Source organism: Sulfurimicrobium lacus (assembly GCF_011764585.1).
GTDB lineage: Bacteria > Pseudomonadota > Gammaproteobacteria > Burkholderiales > Sulfuricellaceae > Sulfurimicrobium > Sulfurimicrobium lacus.
On record NZ_AP022853.1, the window covers coordinates 890,023 to 903,056 of the forward strand.

Below are 13,034 nucleotides of genomic sequence, written 5' to 3' on the forward strand. Positions count from 1 at the left end.
TCGGTTTATGCGTATGAGCGAAACATTGGTTACGTGATTATTTTACGAACGTTGGAATAAAAGTCGGGGGGATTCCGTTTATACAGCTATAAGTTCCCAAAACCCCCACGGAGATCACATGAAGTTATATAACCTGGCCCTCGCCCTGTTGCTATCTGCCACGCTCGCGGCTTGCGCTGCCTACGAAACCCGGCCTGCCGCGCCTGCCATGGCGTCCAGTGGCGTGCTCGTCGGCACCAACGGCATGACGCTTTACACCTTGGACAAGGATGTCGCCGGCAGCGGCAAGAGCGCCTGCAATGGCCCGTGCGCTGCCAACTGGCCGCCGCTGTACGCGATGGATGGCGACTCCGCCAAAGGCGATTTCAGCATCATTATCCGCGACGACGGAAAGAAACAGTGGTCGTTGAAGGGCAAGCCACTGTATTACTGGTCCAAGGACCAGAAGCCGGGCGATAAGTCCGGCGATGGTTTCAACAATGTCTGGCACGTCGCCAAGCCCTAGGCCGAAGAGTGGAAAGCAGCGCGATTCTGGCCGAGATTCCCCGGCTGCGACGTTATGCGCGGGCGATGCTCGGCGATCGCGCGGCGGCCGACGACCTGGTGCAGGACACCCTGGAGCGGGCCTGGTCCCGCATTTCTCAGTGGCGTGCCGGTAGCGACATGCGCGCCTGGTTGTTCGGCATCATGCATAACCTGAGGATCGACCAGTTGCGCCGCTCAACGCCACCCACGCATTCCATCGACGAGGATGGTTTCGAGATGCCGACGCGTCCCACGCAGGCCGACAAACTGGAAGTGAGAGATCTCGAATCCGCCCTGTGCCAGCTCCCGGACGAACAGCGCGAAGTTCTGCTGCTTGTCGCGCTTGAAGACATGACTTATGCGGAAATTGCAGCGTTGCTGGACATCCCCGTCGGCACGGTCATGTCACGCCTGTCACGCGGTCGAGAGAGATTGCGCGTGATCATGGATGGCTGGCAGCCGACAACCAAGCTGCGAGTGGTGCGATGAGCAAACGTCCCGTTACCGAAGCCGACCTGCAATCCTATGTCGATGATTCCCTGCCTGAAGAACGTCTCGGCGAGGTTGAGGACTACTTGGCGGCTCACCCGGAAGAAGCCGAGCGCGTGCGTGCCTTTCTCGCCCAGAAAATGGCGCTCAAAGCCATGTTCAACCCGGTACTCGACGAGCCGCTGCCGGAAAAGTTGCGTGTGCTGGCATCGCCGCCGTCCATCGCGGCAACCGATCGTCCAGCAACGCCATTTTTGCCGCGCTGGTCGCCGCAACGCTTTGCTGCCGGCATCGCGATTGCCATGATCAGCGGCGCTGCCGGCTGGCTGGCGCATGATCAATATCCTCGGCCAGAACGCTGGGCGCAAATGGCGCAGCTGCCCCGGCAAGCCGCTATCGCGCATGTGGTTTTCAGTCCCGACGTGCGCCGCCCGGTTGAAATCAGCGCCGAGAATGAAGACCAACTCGTCGCCTGGCTTTCCAAACGGCTCGGGACGCCGGTGCATCCGCCCAAGCTGGGGGCACTCGGTTATGAGCTGATCGGCGGACGCCTGTTGCCCGGCAATAGCGGCCCCGTCGCTCAGTTCATGTACCACGATGCCACGGGTCAGCGACTGACGCTCTACGTCTCCATCGAAAACACCGCCAACCACGACACCGCTTTCCGCTTCGCGCAGGAAGGCCCGGTCAATGTCTTCTACTGGGTCGATGGCAAATTCGGTTACGCCATCTCGGCCGGTATCGACAGGGACAAACTGGCGCGCGTCGCGACCGCGGTTTACAGCCAGTTCGAGCACCAGTAGCACACCTCAACACAATCAAAAAAGGTATAAAAATGAAGAAAAACACTTTGCCGCAATACGCGCTTGCCGGCCTGCTAACCCTCGGTGGCCCGTTGGCCATAGCCGCCGAAACCCAGGTAGCGCCCGACCGGGTGGTCGCCGCCCTTGAAAGCACCTTTGGCGTGACGCCGGGCGAGCGTCGCAACCACATCAAGGGCACCTGTGCAACGGGTGAATTCGTCGGAAACAAGGACGCGGCGCGCTACACTCGTTCAGCCTTGTTTTCCGGAAAACCGGTGCCGGTCATCGCGCGATTTTCCCTCGCCGGCGGCAATCCGAAAGTGCCCGATACCGCCAAGAATCCGCGTGGCATGGCGCTTGAATTCAAATTGCCCGGCGGCCGGCTACACCATATGACTATGCTCAATACGCCTGTTTTCGGCGCCGCGTCGCCGCAAACCTTCCTCGATCTGACGCTTGCCATGCGGCCAGACCCGACCACCGGCAAACCCGATCCGGAAAAGATGAAAGCATTCAAGGACAGCCACCCGGACAATCTTGCGCAGACTCAGTTTCTGGCCAACAACAATCCTCCCGTGAGTTACGCCAACAGTTCCTACTTCGGCATCCATACCTTCAAATTCATAAACAGGAAAAACAAGACGACGCTCGTGCGATGGCAATTTGTGCCTCAGGATGGGGAAAAGAGACTGTCGGATGAGGCGCTTAAAACCAGCGGCCCCAACTTTCTGGAACAGGCTCTGATTAGCCGTGCCGAGCAAGGCCCGGTGCGTTGGGATATGGTGGTCTCGATCGGCGAAGCCGGCGATCCCGAAAACGATCCCACGTTGGCCTGGCCGGAGGCGCGCAATAAGGTGAAAGTCGGCACGCTCACCATCAACGCCGCCATGCCGCAAAAAGGCGCCGTGTGCGAACCCATCAACTTCGACCCGCTAGTCATGGCTGACGGCATTGCCCCGACCGATGACCCCGTGCTCCTGTTCCGCTCACCCGCTTATGCGGTTTCATTTGCCAAACGGCTCGGGAAGCTGTAACGGATTCTTTCTGGGCGGAGTTGAACCGATAAAGACAGCCGCCCTTCGGGGCGGTTGTCTTTTTGCTTGGCGCGTGGCGCAGTTCGACCGATTTGCCCTTATCGCTTGATTTTCCCATTTCATGAGTCGAGACCCCAAAGATCGGGAGGTTCAGTTAAAATCCGTTTCCCGGCCCTGCAGCCTTGTTTTATGACTACCCGACGCGACATACCACGGGATCCAAAGAATGCCGGCAATGACGAGACGACATGAAAATAGCGGTAAGTGAATTAATCGTACGGTTCCTGGAACGCCTGGGGATAGACACCATCTTCGGCATGCCTGGCGCGCATATCCTGCCGGTCTACGACAGCCTCTACGACTCCAACATCAAGAGCGTGCTGGTCAAGCACGAACAGGGCGCGGCCTTCATGGCCGGCGGCTATGCCCGGGCGACGGGCAAGATCGGCGCCTGCATCACCACCGCGGGCCCCGGCGCCACCAACCTGGTCACCGGGGTCGCCAACGCTTTCGCGGACAGGCAGCCGATCCTCATCATCACCGGGGAAACCTCGACCCAGTTTTTCGGCAAGGGCGGGCTGCAGGAAAGCTCGGGCGAGGGCGGCAGCATCGACCAGGTCGCGCTGTTCGCCGGCATCACGCGCTACCACAAACTGATCGAACGCACGGATTACCTGCCCACGGTGCTGAACCAGGCGGCCAAGCATCTGCTTTCCAAGACGCCCGGCCCCGTGGTGTTGAGCATCCCCTATAACGTGCAGAAGGAAATGGCGGACGCGTCCATCCTGGAGCGGATTTCCTTCACGCGCATGAGCGGCGAGTGCGTGCTCGCCGAGCAATACATCGACAAGAGCGTGGAGCTGATCCGCGCGGCGAAGCGCCCCCTGATCGTCGCAGGCTACGGCTGTATCCGTTCGGGCGCGCAGGAACATTTGCGCCGCATCAGCGAGCGTCTCAATATTCCGGTGACCAGCAGCCTCAAGGCCAAGGGCGCGGTCGACGAACGCTCCGCGCTGTCGCTGGGCAGCCTCGGCGTCACCTCCGGCGGTTACGCCATGCGCTACCTGGAACAGGAAGCCGACCTGGTGCTGGTGCTGGGAGCGGGCTTCAACGAAAGAACCAGCTACGTCTGGGACCCGCATCTGCTGGCGGGCAAGAAACTCATCCAGGTGGACAACAGCGCCCAGCAACTGGAAAAGGTCTTCCACGCCGACCTCGCGGTGCACGCCGACCTCGGCATCTATCTGCAGGCGCTGGATTCGGCCATTCAGGCGCAACAGGTGGCGGCGAAAGGCCCGGTGGATATCGCCGCTTTCATCGCGGACGCACAAGCCCGCTCCGCTGCGGCCGGCGAGACGATTTTCAACCGCCAGTTCGACCACGTGCGCGCCTTTTATGCCTGGCTGGAACAGCGCTTTCCGGACGGCCTGGTCATGTTCGACGACAACATCGTTTTCGCGCAGAACTTCTACCGGGTGTCCGCCAGGGACCGGTTCTACCCCAACACCGGCATCTCCTCGCTGGGCCACGCCATCCCGGCGGCCATCGGCGCCGGCTGCGAAGTCGACCTGCCGCTGTTCGCCATGCTCGGTGACGGCGGGTTCCAGATGTGCGCCATGGAGATCATGACAGCGGTGAATTACGCCATCCCGCTGAACATCGTCCTGTTCAACAACAACACCATGGGATTGATCCGCAAGAACCAGCACCATCTTTACCAGGACCGCTTCATCGACTGCGATTTCACCAACCCGGACTATGCGCTGCTGGCGCAATCCTTCGGCATCAAGCATTGCCGGGTGGAAAACGCGCAGGACCTGGCGAAGCTGGATGCGATCGATTTTCGCCACGGCATCAACCTCATCGAGATCAAGCTCGATCAGGATGCGTACCCGAATTATTCTTCTCGACGCTAGATGAAGGAAACCGTTATGCGGCGCTTGCAGGAATGTGTCGCGCACTACCAATCCGCCATCCCCGGCCTGGCCGATCTCGGCAAGCAGCTGCAAGGCATTTCCCTATCGACCGACGCGCTGATTGATCTGTATGAACAGTGCTACCCCTTGCTGGAACAGGCGATGTGGTCCAGCGAGGTGGATTTCCACCCGCTGCTGGATTGCTACCAGGCCCTGTTCCGCGAGCAGGAAGCGCTGATCCGGCAACGCCCGACAGATGACCGCCATCGCTTCATCCTCAGCATCCCGGTGGCGGACCGCCCGCCCCACCTGCGTGCCTGTCTGGAAAGCATTTACCAGCTCTGCACGCTGTTCAACTATGGCGGCAACAGCTCAGGCGCGTGGGACAGGATCAAGATCATCGTTGCCGAGGACAGCCGCGATGAAAACAACATCCGCCGGCACATCGAGCTGGTGGAGGAATACCGGCAGAAAGGCCTGCAGGTCTTTCATTTCGGGCTGGACGAACAGTACGAACTGCTGCAAATCCTGCCTCCCCAGCAGCGCGAACGCCTGGGCCATCTGCTCACCACCCAGCCCAGGGAAAAGTTCTATCGCAAGGGACAGGCCGCCAACCGCAACCTCAGCTACCTGAAGTTTCTGCAACTGACGGAAAACAAGGACAGGACGCTGTATTACCTGGTCGACAGCGACCAGCATTTTTGCGTGAACCGGCAGACCGAATCCGGCGAAGAGGCGGTGTACGCGCTGAATTATTTTCACGCCATCGACCAGATTTTCCGCACCACCGACACCCTGATGCTCACCGGCAAGATGGTGGGCGACCCGCCCGTCTCGCCCTCGGTGATGGCGGGCAATTTCCTCGACGACGTGACGGCCTTCTTCACCGATCTGGCCACCCTGGCCGGCGACCAGGCCTGCCGCTTTCACGGCGCGCAGGGGCCGTTGGCGGGCGACGCCGCCTACCACGACCTGGCCGGACTGTTCGGCTTTGAGAACCGGGTGGCGACGTTTCCCTACCGATGCCGGCTCCCCGGCAAGCACGACCACGGCGCGTGTCTGACCGATTTCGCGCGGCGCCTGAACGCTTTCTTCTTCGGCGAACACCTCTTCCGCAAGACCTGGTTTTCCTACGGCGACGGCTTCACCCGACTCACCCCCGCGCGCACGGTTTATCCCGGCAATTACGTCGTCAACTACGCCGGGCTGAAATACGTCATCCCCTTCGGCCACCTGCGCCTGCGCATGTCCGGCCCCACGGCAGGGCGGCTGATCGCCGCCGAGATTGCCGGGCGTTTCGCCTCCTGCAACATGCCCAACCTGCACCGCCGCACCACCGAGGCGGGACTGGACGATGATTTTCGCCCCGGCGTGGAACTGGACGGGGAACAGCAGAGCGTCGACCTGTCCGACGAATTCGAGCGCCAGTTCTTCGGTGACCTGATGCTGTTTTCGACCGAAGAACTGGTCAAGCAGGCGGAGGTAAAGCGGCCCTTCCCCCAGGACGCGATCGAGGCGGTCATCGCCCGGAAAGAGGCCGAACTGCTGGCGCTGTACCGGCAAAAGCATGAAGCCATCGTCGAGAAGAACCAGCGATTGCACGAGCTCGTGTTCAACGCCGGACACTGGTGGTTGCGCTCGCCCGACTTGGCGCTCGCCTTGCGGCAAGTCCAGGCCTTCATCGACAACATCGAGCGCAACTTCGGCGAACACGCGCCAGCCTGGCGCCAGATCCAGTCAGCCGAGCATCGCGCCCAGCGCAAACGGCAGATAGTCGAGGCGTTGGTGAATTACCGGGCGGAGCGGGATGCCTGGGATAGGTTGTTTTAAGAAAGCACTGAACAAGCAGCAATTCGGTGTTTGAATTGTTGGCGCCATTTTGGCGACAGTGATACACTGTGCCAATCAAATCAACGCAGGAGGTGATGATGGGAACCGCCATTGCCAAACAGGATCGCATCGGCGCTCGAGTGCCCCACGAGGTGTATGAAACCCTGTGCCGTGCCGCCGAACTGACGGGTGCCACGGTCAATCAGTTTCTGGTGCAGGCTGCACTGAAAGAGGCCCAGGAAGTCATCGAGCGGGAAGAGGTTATCCGCCTTTCGCCACGCGACTGGAACTGGTTGCTCGACTTGATGGAAAACCCGCCCAAGCCGAATGCCAAGCTGAAGGCTGCCCTGAAGCGTTACCAGAAGGCCAAGCGAGACGATGAAGGTACTGCCTTTAGCTGGGAACCATGACCGGCGGGAGTTCGACTGCGGCCGCCAGGAACTGAACGACTGGCTGCGGCAGGTCGCTCATCAGCATCAGGACAAGGGGCTATCGAAGACCTTCGTCGCCATTCGCAATGAAGCGCCAGCCCGTATCTGCGGCTATTACGCGCTGACGCTGGCCGAACTGGAGAGCCAGCATCTACCGGAAGCCTGGCGCAAGAAGCTGCCGCGCCGCATACCGGGCGTGCGGCTGGGCCGACTGGCTGTCGACAGACAATATCAGGGCAAGGGGCTGGGCGAACTGCTGCTGATCGATGCGCTGACACGGGCGCGGCGTATCTACACCGAGGCAGGCGGAATCGGCCTGTTCGTCGATGCGCTCGATGCGCAGGCGGCAGGGTACTACCGGCGCTTCGGCTTTGAGGCATCGCCGGATAACCCGCTGCTGTTGTTCCTGTCGGCAAAGGTCGTAGGTTAAATAGGCGGTTAACCTGTGCCCGTCGCAGAACGCTACATTGCCTGAAAGCTGACCGTTGGTCATCCTCTGGTCTCTCTACTAACGCAAGCTAACCGAATCCGCCGCATTCCGGATAATCTCCTTGCGGCATTCCCGGTAAACCTCTTTCGCCTTGCGCAACACATCCTCCGGAATGGCGATATGCGAGTAATCGACCGGTGTCCTGTCGATGCTTCCGCTACGAATACGCTCGGACGAGTCGCCTTTTCTGGTCTTCCCGGTATGGCTGAAGATTTCATAGCGCTCGCTCAACGGCGAATCCAGCTCCAGCCAGTCCGATAGTCTGGCTAGCAGTACCTCCGGCGCGCGCTGGAACAGCTCGGCATCGAAATAGTAATAGGGCTGACTGGCGGTCCGGCCGAAGTCGGCGAGCGCCTGGACGCGCGCGATGTAGTAGTTCGCCGCCTCGACGGGAGAGGCGTAAAGATCATCGATCTCCTTTTGGGCAAACAGATGGACGATGCTTTTGATCGTGTGTTTCGGTTCCAGCAGCGAGATCAGTATCTTTGTATTCGCCGGGCCGAGTTGCTCGGGCTTCAGCAGATAGTCGTTGTGCAGCAGTTTGTCGAAAAGGTAATGGCTGTTCGCCTTGAGCGCGTCGCTTTCCCGGAACACATCGAGCTGTCTGTCCAGCGCCGATGCGTCCTCATAGCTGATGTGCATTTCATAGTAGCCGTTGATTTGCGGGTGCGAGCCGAGAATATGCCCGGCCAGCGTGGTAAAGGCGCGCATATGGCTCAGCAGGAATATTCTGGCGTGGCGTTCGGACGATGCATTCATGCAAATAGAGAGAGGTCAGGTCGCTTGGATAGCTGCAAGTCTAGCATTCGGAGATCAGTTCGTAGGTGCAGTGCCCCTTGGTTATTGATCCTATATTTGCTCATGCATCCTTTGTGGCGCCTGCGCGTGCCGCCTGTTCCAGGCGCTGTTTTTCGGCCATGACCTTGGTGGCGTAGGCCTGTTCCTCGTCGTCGGGCGCGCCGGCGAACTGCTGCAGTCCCGCGACCAGCCCGCCGTTGCGGCGGATCGATTCCTCCAGCACTTGAGCGCCGACCCCGACATTGACGACTGGGTCGAAGAAGGACAGCTGTCCTGCGCCCTCCGGCAGTTTGTCCCGGTGGAAGCGCGGCATCACCTGCATCAGACCCTGCGCGCCCTTGCTGCTTTCGGAGAACGGGTTGAAGCGCGACTCGATGCCGATGACGGCGATGATCAGCAGCGGGTCGAGGCGGAGCTTCCGCCCTGTCAGCTGAGCTGCCGCGAAAATCGGTTCGAGCGCGGCGGCGGATACCCGGTAGCGCTGTGAAACGTAGCCGAGCGCGGCGTGCATTTTCGGTGTCAACGTTTCCGGGGCCGGATCGGCTGGCGCGATGTCGAGCGGTGCTGCGACGCGGTATTCCACCTCGGTCTTGTGCTTCGCGTCGATGATGGCAAGTTGTTCGATTGAACGGTTGAAAGTGATAATGAAAAGCATCAGTCCGGATATCAGCAGACTGACTTGCACGAAGTTAACGATGGCATTGGCGTTTCGCGCCATTCGGTGTTTGAGCGAGGTTGATGCATCCATACTCTCTCCTTTAACCCTGTCTGCGCACTTCCTTGCTGTGATCCAGCGTTGTCGATCTCTGTCCAGATCGTCCTGTCTCCTACGGTGGTGGTTTTTCATGGACACGGCCTGCCATGATGAGGGCTGGCTTCTTGCCACTCAATACGCAGTTTTGCTGATTTTGTCGTGCGGAATCAGGGCTTATCTGGAAAAAAACGCAGCGAAACGCCGGGGTGGCGCAGCAGGTAGCTTGCAGTCATAGCTGGGCGTATACTGCCGCACCTATCGAGCCGGTTGAACCACACCAGGCAATCGCACGCTGTGTACAGGGCATTTCCTGCCGCTATCCAGTCGCAGGATAAAAGTGCCTGAGTATTGACCGGCCGAGGTGTACGGGTTTGTAAAGAAGAGGAGAGACGGATTGCAGCAAACTGTTCTGTCAACAAGCGAACACGAGACGCCGCCTGCCGCGCATGGCCGCCTCGGCCCCCTTGCCCTGGCCGCCCTGGGAATCGTTTACGGCGACATCGGCACCAGCCCGCTGTATGCCATGAAGGAGGTGTTCGCCGGCGTGCATCCCGTGCCGATTACGCCGGATAACGTGATGGGCATCCTGTCCCTGGTGTTCTGGTCGCTGGTGATCGTGGTGTCGATCAAGTACGTGGCTTTCATCATGCGCGCCGACAACCGCGGCGAGGGCGGCATCATGGCGCTGATGGCGCTGGCGCTGCGCAAGGTGCACGACTCCCACCAGCGCACGGGAATCATGCTGGCCGGCATCGTCGGGGCGGCGCTGTTTTACGGCGACGGCGTGATCACCCCGGCCATTTCGGTGCTTTCCGCCGTCGAAGGGCTGGAAGTGGCCACCCCCGCGCTCAAGGCCTATGTGCTCCCTATCACCATTGGCGTGCTGATCGCCCTGTTCTCCTTCCAGCGCAAGGGCACGGCCGGCATCGGCGCATTGTTCGGGCCGGTCATGGTGGTATGGTTCGGCGCCCTGGCGCTGCTGGGCATCGTCAACATCATGGATGAACCGAGCGTGATCAGGGCGCTCAATCCCATGTATGCGCTTGCTTTTATGGCCGCCAAACCCCTGGTCGGCTTTCTCTCTCTGGGCGGGGTGGTGCTGGCGCTCACGGGTGCCGAGGCGCTCTACGCCGACATGGGCCATTTCGGCCGCAAGCCCATTCAGCTGGCCTGGTTCGGCTTCGTCCTGCCCGCCCTGGTGCTCAACTATTTCGGCCAGGGCGCCCTGTTGCTTGAAGACCCGGGCGCAATCCAGAATCCGTTCTACCATCTCGCGCCGGACTGGGCGCTTTACCCGCTGGTCGCGCTGGCCACGGCGGCCACGGTGATCGCCTCGCAGGCGGTGATATCCGGCGCGTTTTCGATTACCCGCCAAGCCATGCAGCTGGGCTACGCGCCGCGCATGGAAGTGCAGCACACCTCGGAGCGGGAGATCGGGCAGATTTACCTGCCGGGCATCAACTGGTCGCTATTGCTCGCCGTGATCGCCCTGGTGCTGGGGTTCCGCAGTTCCACCAACCTCGGCGCGGCTTACGGCATCGCCGTGACCGGCACGATGGTGATCACCACCCTGCTGGCTTTCATCGTGGTGCGCAATCTGTGGGGGTGGGGGCTGCTCAAGAGCGGCTTGCTGCTCGCGATTTTTCTGGTGATCGACCTGGCCTTCTTCGCCGCCAACGCCATCAAGATCGAGGACGGAGGCTGGTTCCCGCTGGTGTTCGGTTTCGGCGTATACATCCTGATGAGCACCTGGAAACGCGGACGCCGGCTGTTGCGCGAACGCATGGCCAGCGAAGCCATTGCACTCCCGCCTTTCATCGAGGGGGTTGGCCCGGGCACGATCCTGCGCGTGCCGGGCACGGCGGTGTTCCTTTCCGGCAACCCGGACGCGGTGCCCCACGCCCTGTTGCACAACCTCAAGCACAACATGGTGTTGCACGAGCGCGTGGCGGTGGTGACGGTGCGCGTCGAGGATGTGCCCCACGTGCCGGAAGCCGAGCAGATCGCGGCGGAAACGCTGGAGAACGGCTTCTTCCGCATCATCGTCAACTACGGTTTCAAGGACGAAATGGACATTCCCAAGGCACTGGAGCGCTGCGCGTCGTTCGGCATCGTCTTTGACGCCATGAGCACGTCCTACTTCCTCGGCCGCGAGACGCTGATTCCCAAGCTGAACTCGGACATGAGCCTGTGGCGCGAAAAGCTGTTCATCGGCATGTTCCGCAACGCCGGCAGCGCGGCCAGCTTTTTTAATATCCCGCCCAACCGGGTGGTGGAGCTGGGGACGCAGATCGTGCTTTAGCGCTCATCCCTGAGCGGGAATGAGCCTGATGTTCACTGCCCCTTGAGGCGTGTCAGATCCTCGATGATCTCGCCGGAATGGCGCGAGGTGTCGACCTTGAGGTAGATCCTGGCGATTCTTCCTTGCGGATCGATCAGGAAAGTGTAGCGCTTGGCGAACTTGACCAGGCCAAGGTTCATGAGCGCCCCATAACTCTCCGCCACCGCGCCGCTCTTGTCCGCCAGCAGGGGAAACGGCAGGTGATATTTCCGGGCGAATTCCGCGTGCGAGGACGAATCGTCCACGCTGATGCCGACTACCTGCGCGCCCAGTCGCGTCAGCTTGTGGAGATCGTCGCGAAACAGGCACGCTTCCTGGGTGCAGCCCGGCGTGTCGTCTTTCGGGTAAAAATACAGCACCACCCATTTGCCCTGATAGTCGGCAAGGGCGCGGCTGTTCCCGTCCTGGTCGGGCAGTCGGAAAGCGGGTGCTGTCTGCCCGACCTGCGGCAAATCACCTGCCTGGCTGAACCTGATCCACAAAAACGCCCCCGCGAACAAGGCGAGGAAAATCAATAGCCATTTCATAGCGGTTGTCCAAATCAAGTCAAACGAGCTGGCGTGAATGCGTCATTTTCCGCCCCACGGCATCACCGGCACGGTGGAAATGCTGTTGGCCGGCGCCCCATCGATTAATTTGCGGCTGATTGCGACATAAACAAGCGTCTTGTGGGCTTCGTCCCACAGACGCACAACGCGCGTTTCCTTGAAGAGGATGGAAGTGTCCTCGGAAAACACCGTTTCGTCCTTGGGTAGCTTGGCTGGCAGGGCGATGGGTCCGGTCTGGCGACAGGCGAGGGAGAATTGCGAAGGATCCTGGGCCAGCCCCAGCGAGCCGGAGATCCCGCCTGTCCGGGCCTGGCTCACATGGCAGGTCACCCCCGGAACTTTCGGGTCGCCGAAGGCTTCGACGCACACCTTGTGGTTGGCGCCGATGAGCTTCCACGCCGTGGTGACGCAGCCTACTGTCTCGGCATGGGCGGGCGGCAGCAGGGCAAGCAGCAGGAAAAAAACGGTGTAGGCACGGCAAGACATAAGCACCTCCTGTCGGCATAGCCAGAGGGTGTCCCCTGGCTTTGCAAGGTTCGAATCGATGGAACCGGGGGCGCCCCGGTCTTTCCTTGAGATGATGCACCATTTCTGCCTGGACTTGGGCGCCTCTTGCGCCCGAACGTCAAGCGGGTATCGTATCGGCTTTTCGCGACACGATATCCTCGCCATGAACGATCCCTTCCAGCCCCGTCTGCGCATCCTGTTCGGCCACGCCATTCCCATCGGTCCCGGCAAGGCGGAACTGCTGGAACACATTGCCGAAACCGGCTCCATTTCCGCCGCCGCCCGGCGCATGGATATGAGCTATCGCCGTGCCTGGCTGCTGGTGGATACCATGAACCAGTGCTTCAAGTCTCCCGTGGTGGAAACGGCCACCGGCGGGAAAGGCGGCGGGGGCGCCCGCATTTCCGATTTCGGGCGCGAGGTATTGCGCCGCTATCGGCAAATGGAGGACAAGGCCGCCGCTGCGGTGGCAGCCGACATGGAACAGTTCGTCGACCTGCTCGCCGCCCAGCCTCCGTTCCCGACGCAGGATTGACATTTTTGGTGCCGCGGCACTAGAGTGGTGCAG

At 60.8% G+C, this 13,034-nt stretch carries 14 protein-coding genes; 10 read left to right on the forward strand and 4 right to left on the reverse strand.

The window, feature by feature from the left end; all coding sequences use genetic code 11:
* Positions 1-118: 118 nt before the first annotated feature.
* The 8 genes from SKTS_RS04530 to SKTS_RS04565 all read left to right on the forward strand — a co-directional run bounded on the left by SKTS_RS04530 (position 119) and on the right by SKTS_RS04565 (position 7,458).
* Positions 119-505, forward strand: a complete 387-nt coding sequence (locus SKTS_RS04530; RefSeq protein WP_173060958.1) for a COG4315 family predicted lipoprotein — start codon at positions 119-121, stop codon at positions 503-505.
* A gap of 8 nt (positions 506-513) precedes the next feature.
* Complete coding sequence (locus SKTS_RS04535) at positions 514-1,014, forward strand: RNA polymerase sigma factor (RefSeq protein WP_173060961.1); 501 nt, start codon at positions 514-516, stop codon at positions 1,012-1,014.
* Positions 1,011-1,817: an anti-sigma factor family protein gene (locus SKTS_RS04540; protein ID WP_173060964.1), complete on the forward strand. Its 807-nt coding sequence runs from the start codon at positions 1,011-1,013 to the stop codon at positions 1,815-1,817. Before SKTS_RS04535 ends, SKTS_RS04540 begins: the two co-directional genes overlap by 4 nt.
* A gap of 32 nt (positions 1,818-1,849) precedes the next feature.
* Positions 1,850-2,851, forward strand: coding sequence for a catalase family peroxidase (locus SKTS_RS04545; protein WP_173060967.1), 1,002 nt, complete (start codon positions 1,850-1,852; stop codon positions 2,849-2,851).
* A gap of 248 nt (positions 2,852-3,099) precedes the next feature.
* Positions 3,100-4,767, forward strand: a complete 1,668-nt coding sequence (locus SKTS_RS04550; protein ID WP_173060970.1) for a thiamine pyrophosphate-binding protein — start codon at positions 3,100-3,102, stop codon at positions 4,765-4,767.
* Positions 4,768-4,782: 15 nt separating this feature from the next.
* Entirely contained in the window at positions 4,783-6,597 is a 1,815-nt protein-coding gene (locus SKTS_RS04555; protein ID WP_244617435.1) for a hypothetical protein, read from the forward strand.
* A 98-nt stretch (positions 6,598-6,695) separates the two neighbouring features.
* Positions 6,696-7,007 carry a type II toxin-antitoxin system TacA family antitoxin gene (locus SKTS_RS04560; RefSeq protein WP_173060976.1) on the forward strand — a complete coding sequence of 104 codons (312 nt, stop codon included), beginning with the start codon at positions 6,696-6,698 and terminating at the stop codon, positions 7,005-7,007.
* A complete protein-coding gene (locus tag SKTS_RS04565) occupies positions 6,976-7,458 on the forward strand; it encodes a GNAT family N-acetyltransferase (protein WP_173060979.1) in 483 nt (160 codons plus the stop codon). The genes SKTS_RS04560 and SKTS_RS04565 overlap by 32 nt, the downstream gene beginning before the upstream one ends.
* A 78-nt stretch (positions 7,459-7,536) precedes the next feature.
* Here the strand turns inward: SKTS_RS04565 and SKTS_RS04570 are convergent, their stop codons facing one another.
* Positions 7,537-8,277 (reverse strand): sulfotransferase family protein, encoded by a 741-nt coding sequence (locus SKTS_RS04570; RefSeq protein ID WP_173060982.1) that lies wholly within the window; start codon positions 8,275-8,277, stop codon positions 7,537-7,539.
* 100 nt (positions 8,278-8,377) lie between these two features.
* Positions 8,378-9,064 carry a transglycosylase SLT domain-containing protein gene (locus SKTS_RS04575; RefSeq protein ID WP_173060985.1) on the reverse strand — a complete coding sequence of 229 codons (687 nt, stop codon included), beginning with the start codon at positions 9,062-9,064 and terminating at the stop codon, positions 8,378-8,380.
* Between the two features lie 400 nt (positions 9,065-9,464).
* Here SKTS_RS04575 and SKTS_RS04580 point away from each other — a divergent pair, with 400 nt between their 5' ends.
* Complete coding sequence (locus SKTS_RS04580; RefSeq protein ID WP_425315639.1) at positions 9,465-11,372, forward strand: potassium transporter Kup; 1,908 nt, start codon at positions 9,465-9,467, stop codon at positions 11,370-11,372.
* Between the two features lie 32 nt (positions 11,373-11,404).
* On the opposite strand, the gene SKTS_RS04585 is transcribed toward SKTS_RS04580, so the two are convergent.
* Positions 11,405-11,938, reverse strand: coding sequence for a peroxiredoxin (locus SKTS_RS04585; RefSeq protein WP_173060988.1), 534 nt, complete (start codon positions 11,936-11,938; stop codon positions 11,405-11,407).
* Between the two features lie 42 nt (positions 11,939-11,980).
* Positions 11,981-12,445: a CreA family protein gene (locus SKTS_RS04590; protein ID WP_173060991.1), complete on the reverse strand. Its 465-nt coding sequence runs from the start codon at positions 12,443-12,445 to the stop codon at positions 11,981-11,983.
* A 184-nt stretch (positions 12,446-12,629) separates the two neighbouring features.
* On the opposite strand from SKTS_RS04590, the gene SKTS_RS04595 reads away from it, so the two are divergent.
* On the forward strand, positions 12,630-13,001 hold the full coding sequence (locus tag SKTS_RS04595) for a winged helix-turn-helix domain-containing protein (protein WP_173060994.1): 372 nt from the start codon (positions 12,630-12,632) through the stop codon (positions 12,999-13,001).
* Positions 13,002-13,034 lie beyond the last annotated feature (33 nt).

Coding starts and splice junctions, on each gene's coding strand:
- SKTS_RS04530 (WP_173060958.1), top strand. CDS start 119: ATGAAGTTATATAACCTGGCCCTCGCCCTGTTGCTATCTGCCACGCTC.
- SKTS_RS04540 (WP_173060964.1), top strand. CDS start 1,011: ATGAGCAAACGTCCCGTTACCGAAGCCGACCTGCAATCCTATGTCGAT.
- SKTS_RS04545 (WP_173060967.1), top strand. CDS start 1,850: ATGAAGAAAAACACTTTGCCGCAATACGCGCTTGCCGGCCTGCTAACC.
- SKTS_RS04550 (WP_173060970.1), top strand. CDS start 3,100: ATGAAAATAGCGGTAAGTGAATTAATCGTACGGTTCCTGGAACGCCTG.
- SKTS_RS04555 (WP_244617435.1), top strand. CDS start 4,783: ATGCGGCGCTTGCAGGAATGTGTCGCGCACTACCAATCCGCCATCCCC.
- SKTS_RS04560 (WP_173060976.1), top strand. CDS start 6,696: ATGGGAACCGCCATTGCCAAACAGGATCGCATCGGCGCTCGAGTGCCC.
- SKTS_RS04565 (WP_173060979.1), top strand. CDS start 6,976: ATGAAGGTACTGCCTTTAGCTGGGAACCATGACCGGCGGGAGTTCGAC.
- SKTS_RS04570 (WP_173060982.1), bottom strand. CDS start 8,277: ATGAATGCATCGTCCGAACGCCACGCCAGAATATTCCTGCTGAGCCAT.
- SKTS_RS04575 (WP_173060985.1), bottom strand. CDS start 9,064: ATGGATGCATCAACCTCGCTCAAACACCGAATGGCGCGAAACGCCAAT.
- SKTS_RS04585 (WP_173060988.1), bottom strand. CDS start 11,938: ATGAAATGGCTATTGATTTTCCTCGCCTTGTTCGCGGGGGCGTTTTTG.
- SKTS_RS04590 (WP_173060991.1), bottom strand. CDS start 12,445: ATGTCTTGCCGTGCCTACACCGTTTTTTTCCTGCTGCTTGCCCTGCTG.
- SKTS_RS04595 (WP_173060994.1), top strand. CDS start 12,630: ATGAACGATCCCTTCCAGCCCCGTCTGCGCATCCTGTTCGGCCACGCC.